At 60.4% G+C, this 18,403-nt stretch carries 11 protein-coding genes; 9 read left to right on the top strand and 2 right to left on the bottom strand.

Translation table 11 applies throughout. From position 1 onward, the window contains the following. Position 1: 1 nt before the first annotated feature. The 5 genes from drmC (at position 2) to ACX80B_RS07570 (ending at position 7,966) form a co-directional block, all read left to right on the top strand. Positions 2–760, top strand: a complete 759-nt coding sequence (gene drmC, locus ACX80B_RS07590) for a DISARM system phospholipase D-like protein DrmC (protein WP_459294705.1) — start codon at positions 2–4, stop codon at positions 758–760. After that, on the top strand, positions 757–1,965 hold the full coding sequence (locus ACX80B_RS07585; RefSeq protein ID WP_459294703.1) for a DUF6361 family protein: 1,209 nt from the start codon (positions 757–759) through the stop codon (positions 1,963–1,965). The genes drmC and ACX80B_RS07585 overlap by 4 nt, the downstream gene beginning before the upstream one ends. A 91-nt stretch (positions 1,966–2,056) precedes the next feature. Next, on the top strand, positions 2,057–3,841 hold the full coding sequence (locus ACX80B_RS07580) for a phospholipase D family protein (RefSeq protein ID WP_459294701.1): 1,785 nt from the start codon (positions 2,057–2,059) through the stop codon (positions 3,839–3,841). Then, positions 3,831–7,001 (top strand): helicase-related protein, encoded by a 3,171-nt coding sequence (locus ACX80B_RS07575; RefSeq protein WP_459294699.1) that lies wholly within the window; start codon positions 3,831–3,833, stop codon positions 6,999–7,001. The genes ACX80B_RS07580 and ACX80B_RS07575 overlap by 11 nt, the downstream gene beginning before the upstream one ends. Before the next feature lie 116 nt (positions 7,002–7,117). Continuing rightward, complete coding sequence (locus ACX80B_RS07570; protein WP_459294697.1) at positions 7,118–7,966, top strand: protein NO VEIN domain-containing protein; 849 nt, start codon at positions 7,118–7,120, stop codon at positions 7,964–7,966. Positions 7,967–8,181: 215 nt separating this feature from the next. Here the strand turns inward: ACX80B_RS07570 and ACX80B_RS07565 are convergent, their stop codons facing one another. Continuing rightward, positions 8,182–8,424, bottom strand: coding sequence for a hypothetical protein (locus ACX80B_RS07565; RefSeq protein WP_459294695.1), 243 nt, complete (start codon positions 8,422–8,424; stop codon positions 8,182–8,184). A 156-nt stretch (positions 8,425–8,580) separates the two neighbouring features. Here ACX80B_RS07565 and ACX80B_RS07560 point away from each other — a divergent pair, with 156 nt between their 5' ends. Continuing rightward, a complete protein-coding gene (locus ACX80B_RS07560) occupies positions 8,581–10,257 on the top strand; it encodes an NERD domain-containing protein (RefSeq protein ID WP_459294693.1) in 1,677 nt (558 codons plus the stop codon). 13 nt (positions 10,258–10,270) lie between these two features. Here the strand turns inward: ACX80B_RS07560 and ACX80B_RS07555 are convergent, their stop codons facing one another. After that, complete coding sequence (locus ACX80B_RS07555; RefSeq protein ID WP_459294691.1) at positions 10,271–10,498, bottom strand: hypothetical protein; 228 nt, start codon at positions 10,496–10,498, stop codon at positions 10,271–10,273. Between the two features lie 346 nt (positions 10,499–10,844). On the opposite strand from ACX80B_RS07555, the gene ACX80B_RS07550 reads away from it, so the two are divergent. The 3 genes from ACX80B_RS07550 to ACX80B_RS07540 all read left to right on the top strand — a co-directional run bounded on the left by ACX80B_RS07550 (position 10,845) and on the right by ACX80B_RS07540 (position 18,270). Beyond that, positions 10,845–11,594, top strand: a complete 750-nt coding sequence (locus tag ACX80B_RS07550) for a hypothetical protein (protein ID WP_459294689.1) — start codon at positions 10,845–10,847, stop codon at positions 11,592–11,594. Between the two features lie 503 nt (positions 11,595–12,097). After that, a complete protein-coding gene (locus ACX80B_RS07545; RefSeq protein ID WP_459294687.1) occupies positions 12,098–14,938 on the top strand; it encodes a PD-(D/E)XK nuclease family protein in 2,841 nt (946 codons plus the stop codon). Continuing rightward, positions 14,935–18,270, top strand: coding sequence for a UvrD-helicase domain-containing protein (locus tag ACX80B_RS07540; RefSeq protein WP_459294685.1), 3,336 nt, complete (start codon positions 14,935–14,937; stop codon positions 18,268–18,270). The genes ACX80B_RS07545 and ACX80B_RS07540 overlap by 4 nt, the downstream gene beginning before the upstream one ends. Positions 18,271–18,403 lie beyond the last annotated feature (133 nt).

The following is an 18,403-nucleotide window of genomic DNA, read 5'->3' as shown; positions in this document are numbered from 1 at the left end:
TGTGGGAGATCCATTGCTTCAGTTGGCGCAAGCCCTGACCGCCTCACAAGCGACAAGTCTCGCCGCATCTTTGGAAATTGATGGGCGGCTGGATAACGCAGCCTCGCTCCTGCCCCAGCCCTCGCAAGTTACCTCCGGGCTCCTTGGGCAGGCACTGTCATCGCTCGGAAACCCAGGACTCTTGGCATCGGTACTCAGGGGGTATGCCGCCGCGGCGGATCGGGCGCCCGCCCCGTCGCGGGCCGTCTGGAGCGGTCACAGCTTCCCTGGCGACGGCGACCACACGACGGCAGCTGTCGCGCATCTGGTGGACCAAGCGAAGGAAGACGTCCTCGCCTCGACTTACTCAGCATCGATCGGCTCGCCGTTCGTCGAGGCCCTTTGGCGGGCAATCGCCAGAGGTGTCTCCGTCACGCTCGTACTTGAGGCGTCAAAGATGGAAGACACCACCGCGAAGCTCCAAGCAAAGCTCGAAGGAGCACGCTTCCTCAAATACGTCCCTCCTGGAGGGCAATACGGGGTTCAACATTCGAAGGTCGTCATAGTGGACTCCACTCTGGCCCTGGTGACGAGCGCCAACTTCAGCAATGCCGCCGCTCAGGGGAATCTGGAAGCCGGCGTTCTCATCCGTGATCCCCTTTTCGCCTCCAAGCTTAGACAGCGCTTCACCTCCCTGCATAAGGTGGGGGCCCTTGAGCACGTTCCGCCAAGTTCCTCTAAAGCTCACCCCGAACAAGAAACGAGCTCTCCAACCATATGACGTCGTTGATCTCCTGGCTCGACGCCTCCACCGAGGAAAACACAAGAATGCGCGAGCTCGTGAAGCTCTTCGGCACTCCCGAAACCACTGATGACCTTGGAACCGGTCAGCTCCGCGACGCGATCAGCAACAGCCTCTTCCCAGGAACGTCCGTCCTGCACCTCGGCGCGCGGTACATGCTTCTGGTCCCTTGGTCATTCCAGGCGGCCCACCGCTCGACCCGAAATCCGGACGTTCTTCGTGCCCGTGCCGAAGACTTGGAGCGGGATCTCATCGATCGTCTTCGCCAGCTAGGCGAGGAGAGCTTCATCGGGCGGGATGCAGGCAGGAATGTTCAGCAACTGCCGTCTGCAGCGTATTGGTCCGCCCTCCGTCGTTACGGGATCGTCAATCCCGATGTGGACAGGGCCACCATCGGTCAGCTGATGACCGCCGAACTGCGGACCCCGGAGGAAGGTGAAAACGCGTATTTCGTGTGGCTACCGAGTCTTCCGAAAATGCCCCACGATTTCCCGTCAGCCGAGGAGAACGGGCTGCGCCTCACCCACGCCGAAGCACGTTGGCTTCAGGAACGGATCCTAAGCTCCTGCCCGGGAACTATGCTCGCGCACTTGGTTGGGGCGCCGGCCGGCCCCAGCCCCGATGCCCGGTATCCGTGGCTCGAGAACGTGTGCCGTTCCGCGAATGGCGACACATTACGGTGGTTGAACGATGCAGAGATCTTCTCCCTGATCCATAACGGAGCCAACATTCTGTACCAGCACCTACTTGCCGAGCGCTCAGCTATGACGTTCCATGCAGAGTCTGAGAATGTGAACCAGACAGAGTCGCTCTTGGCGGACTGGGAGGATCAACGGGCGGCCAAACAGGAACTCGTCGCCGCGTGGGATGTGGAGGACTTCCTCCGTCGGGCGAAGGACTTGAACCGGGGAATCAGCAGCAGCACGGTCGGTTTCGCAAGGATAATGTTTGATGCCGCCTCCCGCCCACAGCCGCTGACCGACAATCAAGAGATACGCACCGCCGTCGAACATCGGGAAAAGCTCATGAAGAAGGGTAATTCTCGTTTCCGGAACGAACGCAGACTAAGGGTCTGGCAACCTCCCGTCCAGGTGGCCGCCTTAGGCTACCGATGGACCCAAGTCCGCCGCACGATCCTCGATATCCATGTGGGCTTGGAGCGCAAGGAGGTCATCGATGCTTGATCCCGCCAACCGTCAAGCGTTGACACAGCAGCTTCGGCCACCCGTTGGTTTCAGGTTGTCCCACGCAGTAGGAACCACATTTACCCTCGACATGACGAGCGCACTATCCGTGCCACTCAGCTTCGTAGCCGGTTCAGGCGAAGACTTCACGAATCCGGTCGCCGTTCTGAGCGCGCTCCGCAAGGTCTCCGCCCGGGTCGATGTCTTCTGCCAGGCCGGACACATCAAGGCACCTTTCGATGCTTCAGATCTCCTGGCCCTGCTCGAACCAATGGTTCACCAGGTGAGCACGCGGCGAGGCCTCTTTCATCCGAAGGTCTGGGCGCTGGAATTCGAGAACGACGACGAGCGACGCTACCGTTTCCTCTGCAGCAGCCGCAACCTAACACCCGACGCGAGCTGGGATCTGCTCGTACGGTTGGATGGGGAACCGTCAGACGGTGCGGCCGGGAACGGGCCAGACGGCGAACCGCTGGCCAGCTTCATCGCCCGCCTACCGGAATTGTGCACTGTGATGCCCGACGCTGACCGGCTCGCACGAGTGCAGTCCTTTGCGTCCCGGCTGGAATCGGTTCACTGGAACCTGCCGGAAAACATTCGTCAACTGGCGTTCCGTCCGATGGGAATCGGCGACCCGTTGCCGGCGGGATCGATCGTGGCTCATCTTGCTGATCCTGAGAACTCGCCGGCGCTGAACAACAAGACCGGCACCGGCGCCTTCCTCGGCCGCGAGAAACTCGTGATCTCGCCCTTCGTTGACGACAAGCTGATCGGGCGGTTCCAGGACAAGTGGACCAACAGACTGACGGTGTTATCGCGAGCAGACCAGCTCGACCTCCTCAGAACTTCGACCATCGCAGACCCTCGAACATCGTTCAGGGGCTTTGATGAACTCGGTGTACCGGAGAGTGCCTCTACGGCAATGGACGATGGCGATCATCCAGAGACTTTGAGCGTTAGGGATGATCTCACCGGCTTGCATGCCAAGGCATACTTCTGCGACTACGAGCACTACACGTACGCACTTCTCGGCTCCACGAATGCAACCGAGGCGGCATTCACCAAGAATGTGGAGTTCCTTCTCGAAATGCGCGGACCGAAGAAGCGTCTTGGCGTCCAACGCATCATCGAAAGCCTCAAAGATGTACCGTTCGCCGACTACCTGGGCACAGGCGGCGAGACCCGATCCGAGGAAGACGAAGCTGCATTCCGGCTTGAGAACGCACTTCGTCGAGGCGCGGCGCATTCATTCCTTCTCGATGCAGTGACGGACGACGACCAACATCGCACGTACACCGTGACGGTCGCGCATTCCTGGTCATCAGATGACGGACTGCGAGCGCAATTGAGACTGCTCTCGCTGCCCCAGCCAACCGCCGTCGTAGAGCACGGTAGTAAGCACCAGGAGCATCGTTTCCAGGGCATTCCTCTCGCCGATGTGACCCCCTTTCTCGTGCTCACACTGGAGGATCCGGCCGCCAAGCTAGTGAAAAGCACCGTCATTCAAGGCAGCCTTCGGACCGACCCTGCCGGACGGATTGAGGAAATTATCGCCCGACAGCTCGACGATCCGGAGAAACTGCGCCAATTCCTCCTTCTGTTTCTCACGCCCGAAGATTCCCCTCCGGGCAGCGGGATGGGAACAGGGTGGTTTGCGGGTCCGTCCTTCGGTGCCGGGACCGGGGCAGGTCTCTACGAAGCCCTGGTCGGTGCATTGTCGGGCACGGATGCAGCCATGATGTTCGCGGAGCTGGAAGTAGTCATGAATCGCTTGCTGGAGCTCCGCGCCAATGACCCGGAGGTTCAACAATTGCACGCGCTCTGGACAGCCGCCGTGGAAACACTGCGTGAAGAAGGTGCGCATCATGGGGTTTGACTCTGCCCCCGCTCTTGAACGTCTGCGGAGCTTCCAGCGCCGCACTGTCGAGCATGTGTTCCGTCGATTCTATCTCGACGATGAGCCCGCGAACCGGTTCCTTGTCGCGGACGAGACAGGCCTCGGCAAGAGCCTCGTGGCGAGCGGTGTAATCGCGAAAGCGATCGAACGCCTCGATCAGCCAAATTCGGGAGTGAATCGCATCGATATCGTCTATGTGTGCTCCAACGTGGACCTGGCCAAGCAGAATCTGGGCAGGCTGAATGTTACCCGGCAGAAAGACATCATCGAGTCCGGCCGGCTCACGCTACTTCCCACTGAACTCGCCAAGTTGAACGCACCGCCTGGGAAAGGAACTCGCAAACGGGTCAACTTCATTTCCCTCACTCCTGGCACATCGTTTAACGTGACGGGTGCGACCGGCCAGGCGAAGGAACGTGTCGTACTTTTTCGGATATTGTCCCAGCTCGGTCTCATAGATGAAGACCGGCACGACGTCGCCGTCGAGCTATTGCGCGCGACCGCTTACTTCGACAACTTCAACCGAAGTGTCCGCTACATGGAGCAACAGTTCCCGAACGGCTTCGCTGTCTCGGTCAAGAAGCGGTTCCGTACTCTCGCGCACCATAGCGGAAACCTGCCCGGCTTTCGGAAGGCGATGCGAAATGCACAAAAGCTCGGGGTGGACGGGGTGCGGCCGCGGATGGCTGCCATCATTGGTGGGTTACGCGGTGACCTCGCTCAGGCCGGTTTGGACTGTCTTGAGCCGGATCTGATTATCCTCGATGAGTTCCAGCGGTTCCGTGACCTCTTGTACTCTCCCGATGCAGATTCCGACGATATGGATGCAGCCGCGGAGCTTGCCCGCCAGTTCTTGAATTGCGACGGCGCCAAGTTGCTTCTGCTTTCCGCTACGCCTTACAAAGCCCACACGGCGGCACACGAGGAGGAAGGCGACGACCACGCCGCCGACTTCCTGCAGCTCTTGAAGTTCCTCAGCGGAACACGGCCCTGGTACATGGAGCAGTTGATGACGGACCTCGATCTTCGTCGTACGCAGCTTATGAACCAAGCCGCGGACAAAGTCGTCACGGGACGGATTGAGTCGAATTTGAAGCTCTTTATGAGTCGGACTGAACGGCCTCAGCTCGGCGATGACGACATGCTTGAGGTCGTCAAGATGTCTCCCACCGATGTGCGCCCCCGCGATTTATCGAGCTACAAATCATTGTCTGCACTCTTCCGCGCCGCACACGTCGGTAGCCCCATGGAGTACTGGAAGTCAGTGCCCCTGTTTGCTCACTACCTCACCGGTTACAAGATCGGCAGGATGCTGGACGACAAGATTCACTGCGACCACGAAGCTGTGGACCCGTTCCTGCCTGCGCTGACGACGATCAATCCGGATTCGTATCGTCAGTACGGTGCTATCGAAACGGACAATGCGAAGTACCGCGCTGTGGCCGACCACACCGTTGGGAACCGGTGGTGGCAACTGTTGTGGATGCCGCCGTCGTTGCCATATGTCGAACCGTCGGGCCCGTTCGCGGAGGTGGGTAGCGGTGTGACCAAGCAGCTCATCTTTTCGGCATGGAATGCCGCTCCTTCGGCGATCACCGCACTGCTTTCGTACGATGCGGAGCGCCAGGTACTTGAGGGTTCGGAGCTGCATGGCGAGAACACCGCAGAAGCTCGTAAGCGATTTCGTGGCCGCCTGCGTTACAGGGTGCGCGACGACGAACCGATGGCGATGTCAACACTCGCGCTCTTTGTGCCACACGCTGCGCTGGCGGTCATGGGCGACCCGCTCAGTGCCGCCGGGAAGGCCGGCACGCAGGTCTCCGAAGCAACGGTCCTGGATCGAGTGGACGCCGCCGGTGGAAGTCAGGCGAACGGGGCGTCCGAGGACGAGGGAAATCGCCTGGGCGCTTGGGCCGCTTACTTTTCGATCTCAGACGGCCTTCCTCAGAACTGGCTCGGAGACGCTCAGCTGGCGGGGAGACAGATTCAGGCGCTGGACGATTTCACTCAACAGCAGGGCAAGTCGCCCGAGGAGATAGATGACGGTGAGGAGAGTGCATCCTCCGAGACCGGGCTCTATATGAGGCACATCGATCGCATGCTTGAAGCAGCATCCGACGCGCCGGCCGGCTGGGACGAGCAATTGGCAGACCTCGCGGCCAACTCCCCCGCAAATTGCGTATATCGGGCACTCATGCGGGTCCTGCCCGCCGACTTCGACGATGCCGAGCTGTGGAAGGCTGCAGTTTATGCCGCCACAGGCTTACGGACGTTGTTCAACCGGCTGGACGTCTCCATGTTGCTCGATGCACTTTATCCCGACGGTGACTACTGGCAGAAGGTCCTCCGATACTGTGCCGCCGGCAATCTGCAGGCGGTACTCGACGAGTACGTTTTTCAGCTTAGGAGCCAGCAAGCGCCTGGTCCTATCAGCGTCGAGCAGCTGTGGGCTCTTGCCGATGACATCCGCAAATCGCTCTCGTTGAAACCCTCACAAATGTTGGCCAAATACCCGGACAAATCCCATGACGACCTGCGGATGGGTGTCCGCTTCGCGGTGCGATACAGCAACACAAAAACCGACGACGGCGACAGCAACCGTATGCCGGACGTCCGCCGTGCGTTCAATAGTCCGTTCTGGCCGTTCGTCCTGGCGTCCACCTCTGTAGGGCAAGAGGGAATCGACTTTCATTGGTGGGCACACTCCGTTATCCACTGGAATGTTCCCGGGAATCCTGTCGACTTTGAACAGCGGGAGGGCCGAGTGCATCGGTATCTCGGACACGCTGTGCGGAAAAACGTCGCGGAGGCTCATGGTGCGGCTGCCTTTCGGCCGGGCATAACGAATCCGTGGGAGGCCCTCTTCGAGGCCGCGGTAGCGCATGTTGCTGATCAGCCCGAGGATCAGGCGAATGGGTTCGCGCCTCATTGGATTCATCGGGGGCAGCACAAGATTCAGCGGCGTCTACTGGATCATCCTCTGAGCCGGGATGTGCCGCGAACAAACCAAATGCTCTCTGGCCTCGCTAAGTATCGGTTGACACTTGGCCAGGCCCGGCAGGATGATCTGCTTGGACTCATCCAGGATGGGGCGAAGCTGAAGCCGCTAGATTTGCGGCCGTATCCAAAAGGGGTTTGACTTTCAGTTCTCCTCGCAGCCTTATGGCATAGCACCTGTTAGTTCGTAGATGTCGGTGACGGTCGCTTTACCGTTTGCCTCTTCGCTCGTCGAGCTGGGTCCGCTACGCTTCTATAATGGATGTGAAGTCGGGCACCGACTGGACCGATTCAGAGGTTGAGGCGGTAATAGACAGCTACTTCGGCATGCTGCGGCGAGAATTGGCAGGCGAAAAATTCAATAAAGCAGCGGAGAATCGCCGGTTGCAGGGGTCCATTGGGCGTTCCAAAGGTTCGATTGAATTCAAACATCAGAACATATCCGCCGTCATCATCGAGGCAAGGGGCATCCCCATCGATGGCTACAAGCCGATGAGTAATGTTCAGGAGCGCCTCCGGTCCGTCGTCTTGGCACGATTCGAAACGGACGGTGCCCTGCGTCAGCAGATGTTTCGGTCGGTCAAAGAGGACGGTGGGAATGTCACTCCTGCGCCGGCTGACTTACAGTTTCATCCCAACCCTCCTGTCATTGACCTAGCTCGGCACCCGCACGTGCGGCCGCGAGTAGGACGCTTTGTGGATTTCCAACAGCTGGAAGCCCAACGACGCGATCTCGGAACGGCAGGAGAACTAGCTATCCTCGCGTACGAGCAGCGAAACTTGAGAGCCGCTGGCTACGGCAAACTCGCGGACCGGGTGGAGCACATTTCCCTCACGCAGGGGGATGGGACTGGCTACGACATCCTTTCGTTCGAACCGTCCGGCAAAGAGAAGTTCATCGAGGTGAAGACAACCAGGAGCATCATGCAGCTTCCGTTCCTGGTGACACGGAACGAGGTGTCATTCTCCGCGGAATCCCAGGACCAATTCCATCTGTATCGCCTATTCCAATTCGGAAAGCCAAAGGTGGGTTTCTACTCTCTGCGTGGGTCGCTCAAAGAGACTGCGCAGCTGGATCCCGTGGTCTATCAAGGTCGGCCGGCTTAGCTGACGGCCGCGGCAGACGAAGATCGGCGACCGACAAGTTTGTCCGGGTACCATGAAGACGCAGTCCAACCGACCTGTTCCGCTCCTCGCTCTGCCGCTCTTCGGCGCCAAAAGTGGCGATGCCGGCCCGATCCGCGGCGAAGTCGTGAGTGCCCTCCTGCGAGTGTCCCTGGTGTCGGCGTCGTACTGGTCCTTCAAGTGCTCACCCCGGAGGATTACCTTGGGTTCAACACCACCCGCTCGGCATTGTCTGCGTTGGTGAAGGCGAACCTCATCACGCACCACCTGCTGTTTGTCGGTTCGGGCTTACCGACGACCACTTCCATGAAATCGTCCACGACGTCCGGCGCGCGTTTCCGGAATTCTCGGCCGGGGAACACGATGTCGCCACCGCGCTCACCTCGGCCGCGGAACGAGCCAGCAGTGGCGGCGCGCGCGAGGGTACGCACAATACTCAAGGAACTCGGCGGACGACGCGATTGACGCTCCCGCTCCCTTGTATTTACCCAGCAGCTAGATAGCGCGGCTGGTCATCGGTCCTACACAAGCAGCACGGTTCCGGTATAACAAGGAGTAGGGGAACAGCCACAGAGGCTAACAATTTGGGGGAATCAGTGCTTTGCATACCAGCTGAACCGGAGTTCGGAGTCGAGCAGATTGCGGAGAAGGCGGTGTGGGAGCGGCTTCGGTTGCGACTGCCTGATGACGTGGTGCTCGCTCACTCGGTTCACGTGCGCAATAGTGGGGTCGAGCACGAGATAGATCTGCTGGTGCTGTGGCCGGGCGTCGGCCTGGCAGCCATCGAGGTTAAAGGTGGGCTGGTCCGCGTTGACAACGCGCAGTGGCAGCAGTCGGACAAGGGTGGCTGGCGGAATATCAAAAGCCCCGTGGCCCAATGTCAATCGTCCAAGCATGCCTTCAAATCCTGGATTGGCGACCAGCTGGGCACTCCGATAACCAGCCGCTTCGCCGACATGGTTTGTTTCCCATATACCGAAGTCCCGCGCGACTGGTCCATGGCCGGATATCCGCGAGAACTCATCCTGGGCGAGGGCGACATCGTCGATCCAGCCGTCGCAATCCGGCGAGCCATCGAAAAGGAAGGCAGCGGGATCAGCCGGCTCACGCCGTCGTACCTGGAACGGATTGCGAGGCGGCTACAAGGCGATTTCGATTCGATAGAGACCGTCAGCGGAAGCACGCGGGAGCTTGAAGACGAACAAGATCACCTAACCGAAGGTCAGTCAGTCCTGCTGTCCGCCACTCGATCACTGACCAGGGTTCGCTACACCGGCGGTGCAGGCAGCGGGAAGACGTGGCTCGCCGTCGAAAAGGCACGGCGACTCTGTAAAGAAGGCAAGAAGGTCGGTCTGATCTGCTACAACAAGGGTCTGGGCCAATACCTCAAGAATCAGATGTCGGGACGAAGGCAGGCCACGCCGAGCTTTACCGGTGAGTTCCACGAGTATGCCAAGTCGCTTGGTGTGGTGGATGGGTCCGGGCAGGAATACTTCGAAATCGGGATGCCGCGTCAGTTGAAGGAATTGGCAGAGGGCCTGCCGCTGGATCGGAAGCTGGATGCCGTCGTCGTCGATGAAGCCCAGGACATAGCGCCCCTTTGGTGGGATTCCTTGGTGGCTTGCCTCAAAGACCCTTCTGTCGGACAGATCCATGCATTCATGGACGACGGGCAGGATGTCTACCGGAGATGGCAGGGCGCAGAAGCGAGCGGCGACTTCAATACACTCACCGATCTCGTGCCGATCCACATTGACGAAAACCTGCGCAATACCCGGAAGATCACAGAAACGTTCAGGTGCTTCACCGACAACTATTTCACGCCCCGGGCGAGCTCGGGTCTTCCCGTCAGGCGGGTTGAATGCCCGACCGATGATGCGCTGGAAGTTGCGAGCGATTGTGTTGACGCTTTGATCAAAGAAGGCTGGGCGAACAATCAGATCGTATTACTCACCACCAGGCACCGCCATCCAATGCACCAGGAACATTTTGAACAAGGCACGCTGGACGAATATTGGCGGGAGTTCCACGCCGATGAGGCCGAGTTTTACGGCCACGTTTTGGGGTTTAAGGGGTTGGAACGTTCCGCCGTCGTTCTGTGCGTGGACGGGTTCAAAGATCCGGACCGTGCCGCTGAACAGCTCTACGTCGGGCTGTCGCGGGCCCGCAGCTTGCTCGTCGTCGTAGGTGACTCCGAACTGCTGGCCGAAGCCGGCGGGAACCAGCTTGCATTGGCACTGTCGCGGACGCAGTCCTGGAGGCCCCTGAGCTAAGCGATACGGTGCTTCACCACCACTGGTGGCGGCACTGGTCGTTTTGGCACTGCCAGGAAGGCACGCCGTATTCAATCTGTCCGGTGGCGGGGTACACCCGCTGCTCCTCCACTACGGCGCAACCAGCGAACACCGTTTCGGCTGGCAGCTCCTCCATCGCGTCCGGGGTCATCATTCCATAGGCGATCGGCCAGGACTCGTGGCCACAGACCGGACACTTGCGCAGTTTCTTCTTTCCCATTGGGCAATCTCCTTTTCTTACAAAAATTAAAAAACTTCCAACTTTTACAAAAAAAATAAAACCCGTGCCGCCAGGTGCCGCTCTGAAGATGCGAGTCATAGCAGCTGGTCGAAATAGTCTTCATCCCGTGGGTTAGCTGGATCCGGTGGCGTTCGCGCTTCTCTTCAGGCTGCGTTCCGGTTCGATCGATGCGGAGGCGATGCCAAGAGGAGTAATCCAGCACGCTGACATTCGCACCCTTGGCTCCGGTGACGAGACCACTAGCGCCTGTTTTCATGTTCGACGACTGCACCTCAGAAGCGGGACTCCATGCTGGTTGATGGGCGACCACCTGTACTATCGAAACATGCCCTATCAGCCTATCGTTCCTGAGGGCCAGCACCTCGGGACTTCACACTTAGTTGATGGTGCTGTCACAGGCCACCTCTTCGAGGATGGCACGAACGATCTCAAAGGACACGCCGCCTGGCGATGGGTCGACGACCCCGAAGAGGACTACTCGCCGAGTCACGAATACGAAGCGTCGCGTGAACTTACGCCAGAGGAGCGGGAGACGGCCGAGATAATTGCTGCGCTAATCTTGTTAGGCACCGCTCGGGCCGTCGTAGCGGCGACACCGCACGTCAAGCACTGGTGGAAAGAGACGGCCGTTCCGCCCATGAGATCTGCGTGGAAGCGCATTGTGGGACTGCGCAAGGCGAACATTCAGGCCTCTGCCGCCACGTCCTCCTCTGTAACGCGGGTCACGTTCGTAGCCTCCGCAACGGCAATAGAAGTTGCGGAGGCGGAATCCAAAATCGGGATGAGGAGTACTGAGTGGGAGTTGCGTTTTCGTGCGATGCTTGCAGCTGGGGCTTTCAAAGAAGAGCAATGGCGAATACTCTCCAACGCCCGAATTGAGGACGGCGACGCCCTCCCGGATAAGAAGAGCACAACAGAGCAGCTGACATCTAAGCAGTTTGCCGATCGAATTAAACTGATGCTTGAGACGAATCCCTCGTTGCTTGACGAAGAGACGTCAGATGAGTTGATAAGAGTCTTTAGCGCGCGGTCAAGGCAGTCTAATGACCCAGGCATGACGAGGTTGGTGCAGTAACGAAGCGATCGGTTCCTAATCCAACGAATTCGACGTCCAAGACGGACTGTATCTCATAACGAAAGTGCCTCACGTCCTATGCATTCGAGACACCGAGGCTTCGATGCATTCCTCCGACGAGGACGCGATCGCTCGGCCTAGTCGCGTGTGTGGAGGGGACTTGTGGCGCTAGGGCCGGGATGCGGCGCTCCCCGTGTTCCCAGAGCAGAAACCCGGAGGGCGTGAGACCGGCAGGTTCGCATCCGCCAACGGGATTCATGGTCGGCAGTGACCGTCCGGCGCGGAGCGCCAGCCTTGCAGTGCACCGACTACGACGCCGTCGTCTCCCTCTCCAGAGTCGGAACGGCGGAAACCCACGTGCCAGACAAAGACCGTGCCTCATTCTGGCTGATGGAGGAAGTGCGCAAGGTCTTGCCGAATGCGGGGCCCAATGAAAGATTTGTAAGGGCGCTCGCTCAACGGTCCAGTCACGGGCATGCCTGAGTACGCGGACAAGGGGAATAATGGCCAGTCACTCATATCGATCTGTGCACGATGCATTGGCGCAATTGAGCCGTCTCGTTACCGAGTCTCAAGGTACGGACCCGCTCTCCCCGATCAGTATCCTCGTTCCCTCCCACGCCGCGGGGCTGGACGTGACTCGTTACCTCGGCCGCACCCTGAACTCGGGTGCGGGAAGCGTTTCCATCAGGGCCTTCACCCTGAAGGATCTGGCTACGGAACTCGTCAGCACGGATTCAACGGTCCACGGGCGGACGCCTCTTTCGCCTGTCGTCAGACAAGGTGCCGTCAGCAAAGTTCTGGCAGAGCGGGCTGGCATCTTCGAGCATGTGGCAGAACAACCCGCCACTGCCCGCGCCATAGCCAGAACCGCCGTCCTGCTGGACTCCGCAATGCCGTCGTCCGCAACTGAGCTGCCTCCGTTGATGCAGGAGGTTCTCCGCGTCCACAAAACCGCTGGAGCAGCCCTGAATACCCGGTGGTACGCGGATCACGAGGCCTTCATGCTCGCGAATCAGAACCTCCAAAATCAAGCAGTACGACGACGCCTCGGAACCACCATCGGTTTCATGCTGGGCACCGAACTTCGACCGGACGCCGCAGCATTCAGACAAGGTCTCGAAGCGGCGGGAATGCGACACATCGACGCCGCCGGATCACTCGAGGACGCCGTCACAGTAATCCGGGCCTCCGACGCCGACGATGAAGTGCGTGCTGTCGTCCGCCTGATCATCGAACAGCTCGACGCAGGAACCCCCGGACATCGCATCGGCGTGTTCCACTCCGCGGCCCGCCCCTACAGTGCACTGCTGACCCAACGGCTCACCCAGGCGGGAGTAACCTTCACCGGGCCGACATCCCACCGGCTCAGTGACTCACCATTCGCCCGCGGCCTCCTCCAGTTACTGACCCTGGATCCGGATGAGCCGGACAAGCGGACCATCCTCAACATCCTGGCGGAGGGCACGCTGGTCTGGCGTGACCACGAACTTCCCAGCAGTGCCACGTGCGAAAGGCTGCACACCAATCCTCCCCCGGAGGATACCGACGGCGAGGATGAGGACGACTCCGGATACCGCGTCGGCCAGCGCGAAAAACTGGCGCTCTTCCACGCGTTCGTCGCTGCCCTTGGCTCGCACGTCCAGCGGGTTCTCGACGCTGCTTCCTGGCTCGAGGTGTCCGCCGCTCTCACGACGCTCATCGAAGAGTTCATGGGACCCCGTACCGCAACAGAATTGCCCGAAAAGGCCGAGGAACGCGCCGCTCTGCTGCAAATCGTCGGCGACCTCGGTCAGCTGGAAGGCATCGGCCCGGCCCCACGCCTGCAACTTATTTCCAGCGCGGTCGAGGACGGCATTGCTGCAAAAGGAGGATGGGCAGGCAAGAGCGGCACCGGCGTCGTCATTGGTGGCTACGCAGACGCAGTCGCCCGGGACCTGGATTCCGTGTTCCTACTTGGCGCCGCGGAGGGGCTGGCGCCGACCAGGATCCGGGAGAATCCACTTCTGCCGGATAGCGTCCACGAACTGCTCGACGTCGAACTGCTCAGCGTGGAGCAGCGGGCTCAAGCCAGCAAGGAAAAGTTCTTCGCGGCTCTGGCCTCCGGCGCCCAGCGAACTATTACCAGCCCGCGCGGCGATCTGCGCGGCTCCGGCAACTACCAACTCTCCCGATGGATTACCACCGAAGCAACGGAACTAACGTCCTTTGCTCATGGCATCGAGAACGGCGCTCCGACCCAGGCAGCGCTCCCGCCGACCGCGCAGGAATGGCGGCTCCGCCACCTGCTCACCCGGGGCATCCCTGCACTTCCCGATGACGCCGTTCTGCAACGCGCCGTCGCCGTCACCCGCGACCGCCGCCACGGCGTCTTCTCCCGGTTCAACGGCAACCTCGGTGCCCATGCGGACAGAATCATCGATTCGGAGAAGGCGCTCTCCCCCACCGCCCTCGAAGAATGGGTGAGGAGCCCCTTTACCTACTTCCTAAAACGCATCCTCAGGATCAGCATTTTCGAGGATGTGGAACTGGAGGTGGAGATCAGCCCCCTGCAGCGGGGAAACCTGGTTCATCAGGTGCTGGAGGACTACGTCAACGGGATCCTCGAAGGCCAAGCGCCGTCGTCGGACCCTCTTCTGGAACTTGCCGAAGCTGCTTTTGCCGACGTCGCCAACCCGTCCTGGCTGAGCCATGTGTGGGAGCGGAACCAGGCCATGATCCGCCAGGACCTCCAAAAAGTGTTCGACGCCGATCAAGCCGCGGCCGCCGACGGCTGGAAGTATGTCGCCGCGGAGGCTCCCTTCGGTTTTGCTGAGGGTGATCCGGTAGTCGAGTTGATGCTCGACGACGGTTCCGGTGTGCGGTTCGGCGGGAAAGTGGATCGGATTGACCGGCACGACGACGGCAGCATCCGGGTCATCGACTACAAGACCGGCAAAGCGGACAGTTACCGTGACCTGAAGTCGCATCCCACTGCCAACGGCACCCGTTTCCAGCTTCCCGTATATGGACTGTTCGCGCGGACGCTCGCCGATACGAAGACAGCCGAAATCAGCGCCCAATACTGGTTCATCTCCAAGGCGGGCGGATTTGCCAGCATCGGATATCCCGTCTCTGAGGAGGTCATTGAGCAGCTGCGCGCGGACGCGGGCCTGATTATCGACGCCGTGCGCAAAGGAGTGTTCCCGCCGCGGCCGGAATCCGCCAGGTACACCGCCCGCAACACTGCCCGCGTCACGTTCACATCCCTGATGGGCCAGCTTGCCTTGGATCAGCATTGGCCCCTGCTGAAGAACGCGCCCAAACTTGCACCCTATGCTGAGCTTTTGGAGGCGCAGAAATGAACCCCGACGTACTGGAATTGGCAGACCAGAGCGACCGCACTCTGATCGAGGAAAAGCTCGACGCCAACATCTTTGTTGAAGCGGGTGCGGGCAGCGGCAAGACCCGTGAACTTGTCGAGCGGATCTGCGCCATGGTGGACAACGGTGTGCAGCTCAAAAGTATCGCCGCCATTACCTTCACCGAAAAGGCTGCCGGCGAACTTCGCGAACGTGTGCGACGGCGGCTGGACGACGGCGATCCCTCGGCGCTGCGGGAGCGGGCGTTGAACCAGCTGGATACTGCCCCGATCGGAACCATTCACGCCTTCGCTGCACGAATCATCAGCGAGCACCCCATCGAGGCAGGTGTGCCTCCGCTGATCACCGTAGTGGACGAGCTTCGATCCCAAATCGCGTTCACGCGGCGCTGGGAAGAGGCACGACACAAACTCTTTACCGATTCGTCGCTGGACAGCGCTCTCAGGATTCTGCTTGCCGTAGGCGTCTCGCTGGATCATCTGCAGAACGTCGCCGCCGATCTGGATGCCAACTGGGACAGGCTCGAAAGCCACCCGCCCCGGAGGCGACATATTCCCGCCGTCGACCTTTCACCGCTGCTGCGCCAGACTGCCGAAGTCCTGGAGCAGACGCAGCACTGCACTGATCCGGCCGACAAGCTGCTGACGGCATTCGAGACGATAAAGACCTGGCACGGCCGGTTGTCCGAAGCGGAGACCGGTGAACTCGGCATGGTTCTCGAAATTCTGCAGTCCGTGCCGCAGAAGGGGCTGAAGGGCGGGCAGAAAGGTAACTGGTCCATCGACATTAACGATGTCCGGGACTCCTGCCAGGACGTCGCGGCGAAGGCACTGGAGCTGCGGGACAGTTTCGTTGGCCCAGCGGTGGAGACGGTCACCGCGGCGCTGGCCGAGGTACTCCTCGAGGCGGCACGGGAGCGTCAGCACAGCGGGGAGCTCGAGTACAACGACCTCCTGATTCACGCCCGGGACCTGCTCGTCGGTGAGGAAAAGCGTGCTGTCCATGACGCTCTGCACCAGCGATACCAATGCATCATGCTGGACGAGTTCCAGGATACCGACCCCGTCCAGGCGGAAATCGCCACCCGCATTGCGGCGGCGGCCGTCTGCGGTCCAGATGGATGGGAAGACCTGGAGATCCCTCCCGGCCGCCTGTTCACTGTCGGTGATCCCAAACAATCCATCTACCGGTTCCGCCGCGCCGATATCGCCACCTATCTGGCCGCTCAGCGACGTTTCGACGGTGCCCACGGTGCCCAGCACTCTGAAACCGCGTTCCTGAACACCAACTTCCGCTCCACCGGGAAGCTCCTCGCATGGATCAACGGGACGTTCGGCGAGCTCATCCAGCAAAGCGGCACCCTTCAGCCCGAGTACCACTCGGTGAACCCCGATCCTGCCCGCCCCGAATGGCGGCACGAGCACGGAATGGCTGTTTCCGTCATTGGCCGGGCGGGAGCTGTCCCGGGCGAATCCGGAAAGGTCTCCGCCGAAGACATGCGCCGGCAGGAAGCGGCCGACGTCGCCGCGGCGATCAAAGTCGCAATCGGCCAAGCCGGGGCGCCCGGCTGGCAGAAGCAAGGCAAGCGAACCGATAATTTCGCCAACACCCCGGTTGAACTCAAGGACATTTGTATCCTCCTGCCGACCAGGACGGCATTGGCTGCTCTGGAAGACGCGCTCGACGACGCCGGGATCGAGTACCGGGCAGAAGCATCCTCGCTGGTCTATTCCACTCAGGAAGTGACCGATGTGCTGCTCGCGCTGCGGGCGATCGCCAACACTGCCGACGAAGCCGCTCTCGTCCTGTCGCTGCGTTCCGCGTTGTTCGGTTGCGGCGATGACGAACTTTTGGAGTGGAAGAAGGCCCAGGGCCGCTGGAACATCTTTGCTCCAGCACCCGAGGGGCTGCAGGGATCAACCGTTGCCAGGTCGATGCAGTATCTCGCGCAGCTCTGCCGGGAGATCGGCCGGCTCAATCCCGGCGAGCTCATGGACCGAGTGGTCAGCGACCGTCGCGTCCTTGAAGCCGCGATCGACGCTCCGCGTTACCGCGATGTTTGGCGCAGGCTGCGCTTCGTCGTCGACCAGGCGCGCGCATGGACCGAAGCAACGCACGGAAGCCTGCGCGACTACCTCGTCTGGGCGGGCGCCCAGCAAGAGGAGAACTCGCGTGTCAGGGAGGCGGTGGTTCCCGAGACAGATGTTCAAGCAGTCCGCATCATGACCATCCACGCCTCCAAAGGCCTCGAGTTCCCCATGGTCATCCTCGCCGGCACCGGCTCCAGTCCCAACAACCGGAAAACCGCGGCGCTCTGGGACCAGGACTCGCAGCTGCAAGTGCACTTCATCAGCGATATCCGCTCCACCGGCTACCGTGGCGCCGAGGCTGTCGAAAAGGAATTCAGTGAAGCCGAACGCCGCCGGCTGCTCTACGTCGCCTGCACTCGGGCGGAAAGCCACCTCGTGGTGTCCCACTACGTCAATTCGACGAGCAGCCTGGGCCAACTCTTCAAAGACCACGACGACGCCGTAGCCGCCCCGTCCCTCGAGCTCCCTGAAGAACTGTCGGTACAGCCCAAGGCGCCTGCCGTCGTCGCTCCCGTTGAAACCTTCAGCACATGGCAGCAGCGAAGTGACCTCTGGCAGAAGAATTCAGCGATCGTCTCCACCACATCCGTCACCGCGATCGCGAAGGGCACCGGCGAGCCAGCTCCAATAGGATTCGGCACGGATAGCACCATTCAATTTGTGTCCACGGACGACGACGGCCTCCCCTCCATCGCCCCATTCGGCGGGGAGCATGGCAAGGAATTCGGCACAGCCCTGCACCGGCTTCTCGAACTCAGTGATTTGAGAGAAACTGCGGACTTCGATCTCCTTGCGGAGAACGTTGCGGCTGCGGCTGGACTCAGCGATCCTGCCGGTCTTGCCCAGCGTGCGCGATCTGCTTTGGCCAGCGAGCCGGTACAGCGCGCAGCGGACCGCGAACACTGGCTGGAACTTCCCGTAGTTGCCTCGGCCGGCGATACCACCGTGGAGGGCGTCATCGATCTGATGTACCGGGAGGATGACGGCACGCTAGTGATCGCCGACTTCAAAACCGATATCAGGCCTACGACAGAGACAATGACCGCCTACTGGCGTCAGCTATCCACCTATGCGCAGATGATTCAGCAAATCACCAAGCAGAACGTCAGCGAACTGAACCTGATCTTCTGCCGGGATGCGGGAGCCGAGGTGCTTAGCAAGAAGGCCTCTGCTGTAGGGGCTGAGGCCGTGGGCTACCGATTTATCAAGCAAATCTCCTTGTGATGATGCACGCCAACGGACTTTCAGGGCAGGATCAGTTGCGCCGTCGCTGAACCTGCGTGCCTGCCGCGAGTAGACTGACAGAAATCACATTAAAGTGAGTCGTAGGAACGCTTCATTTAAGTGCGCGTTCAAG

The organism is Arthrobacter monumenti (genome assembly GCF_054511255.1).
The sequence above is the reverse complement of the archived record's forward strand: the minus strand, read 5'-3'. Positions and strand labels throughout refer to the sequence as shown.

Bases quoted from the DNA above. Each gene is read 5' to 3' on its own strand.
- ACX80B_RS07540 (WP_459294685.1), top strand. From the start codon at position 14,935: ATGAACCCCGACGTACTGGAATTGGCAGACCAGAGCGACCGCACTCTG.
- ACX80B_RS07575 (WP_459294699.1), top strand. From the start codon at position 3,831: ATGGGGTTTGACTCTGCCCCCGCTCTTGAACGTCTGCGGAGCTTCCAG.
- ACX80B_RS07585 (WP_459294703.1), top strand. From the start codon at position 757: ATGACGTCGTTGATCTCCTGGCTCGACGCCTCCACCGAGGAAAACACA.
- ACX80B_RS07550 (WP_459294689.1), top strand. From the start codon at position 10,845: ATGCCCTATCAGCCTATCGTTCCTGAGGGCCAGCACCTCGGGACTTCA.
- ACX80B_RS07545 (WP_459294687.1), top strand. From the start codon at position 12,098: ATGGCCAGTCACTCATATCGATCTGTGCACGATGCATTGGCGCAATTG.
- ACX80B_RS07580 (WP_459294701.1), top strand. From the start codon at position 2,057: ATGACGAGCGCACTATCCGTGCCACTCAGCTTCGTAGCCGGTTCAGGC.
- ACX80B_RS07570 (WP_459294697.1), top strand. From the start codon at position 7,118: ATGGATGTGAAGTCGGGCACCGACTGGACCGATTCAGAGGTTGAGGCG.
- ACX80B_RS07555 (WP_459294691.1), bottom strand. From the start codon at position 10,498: ATGGGAAAGAAGAAACTGCGCAAGTGTCCGGTCTGTGGCCACGAGTCC.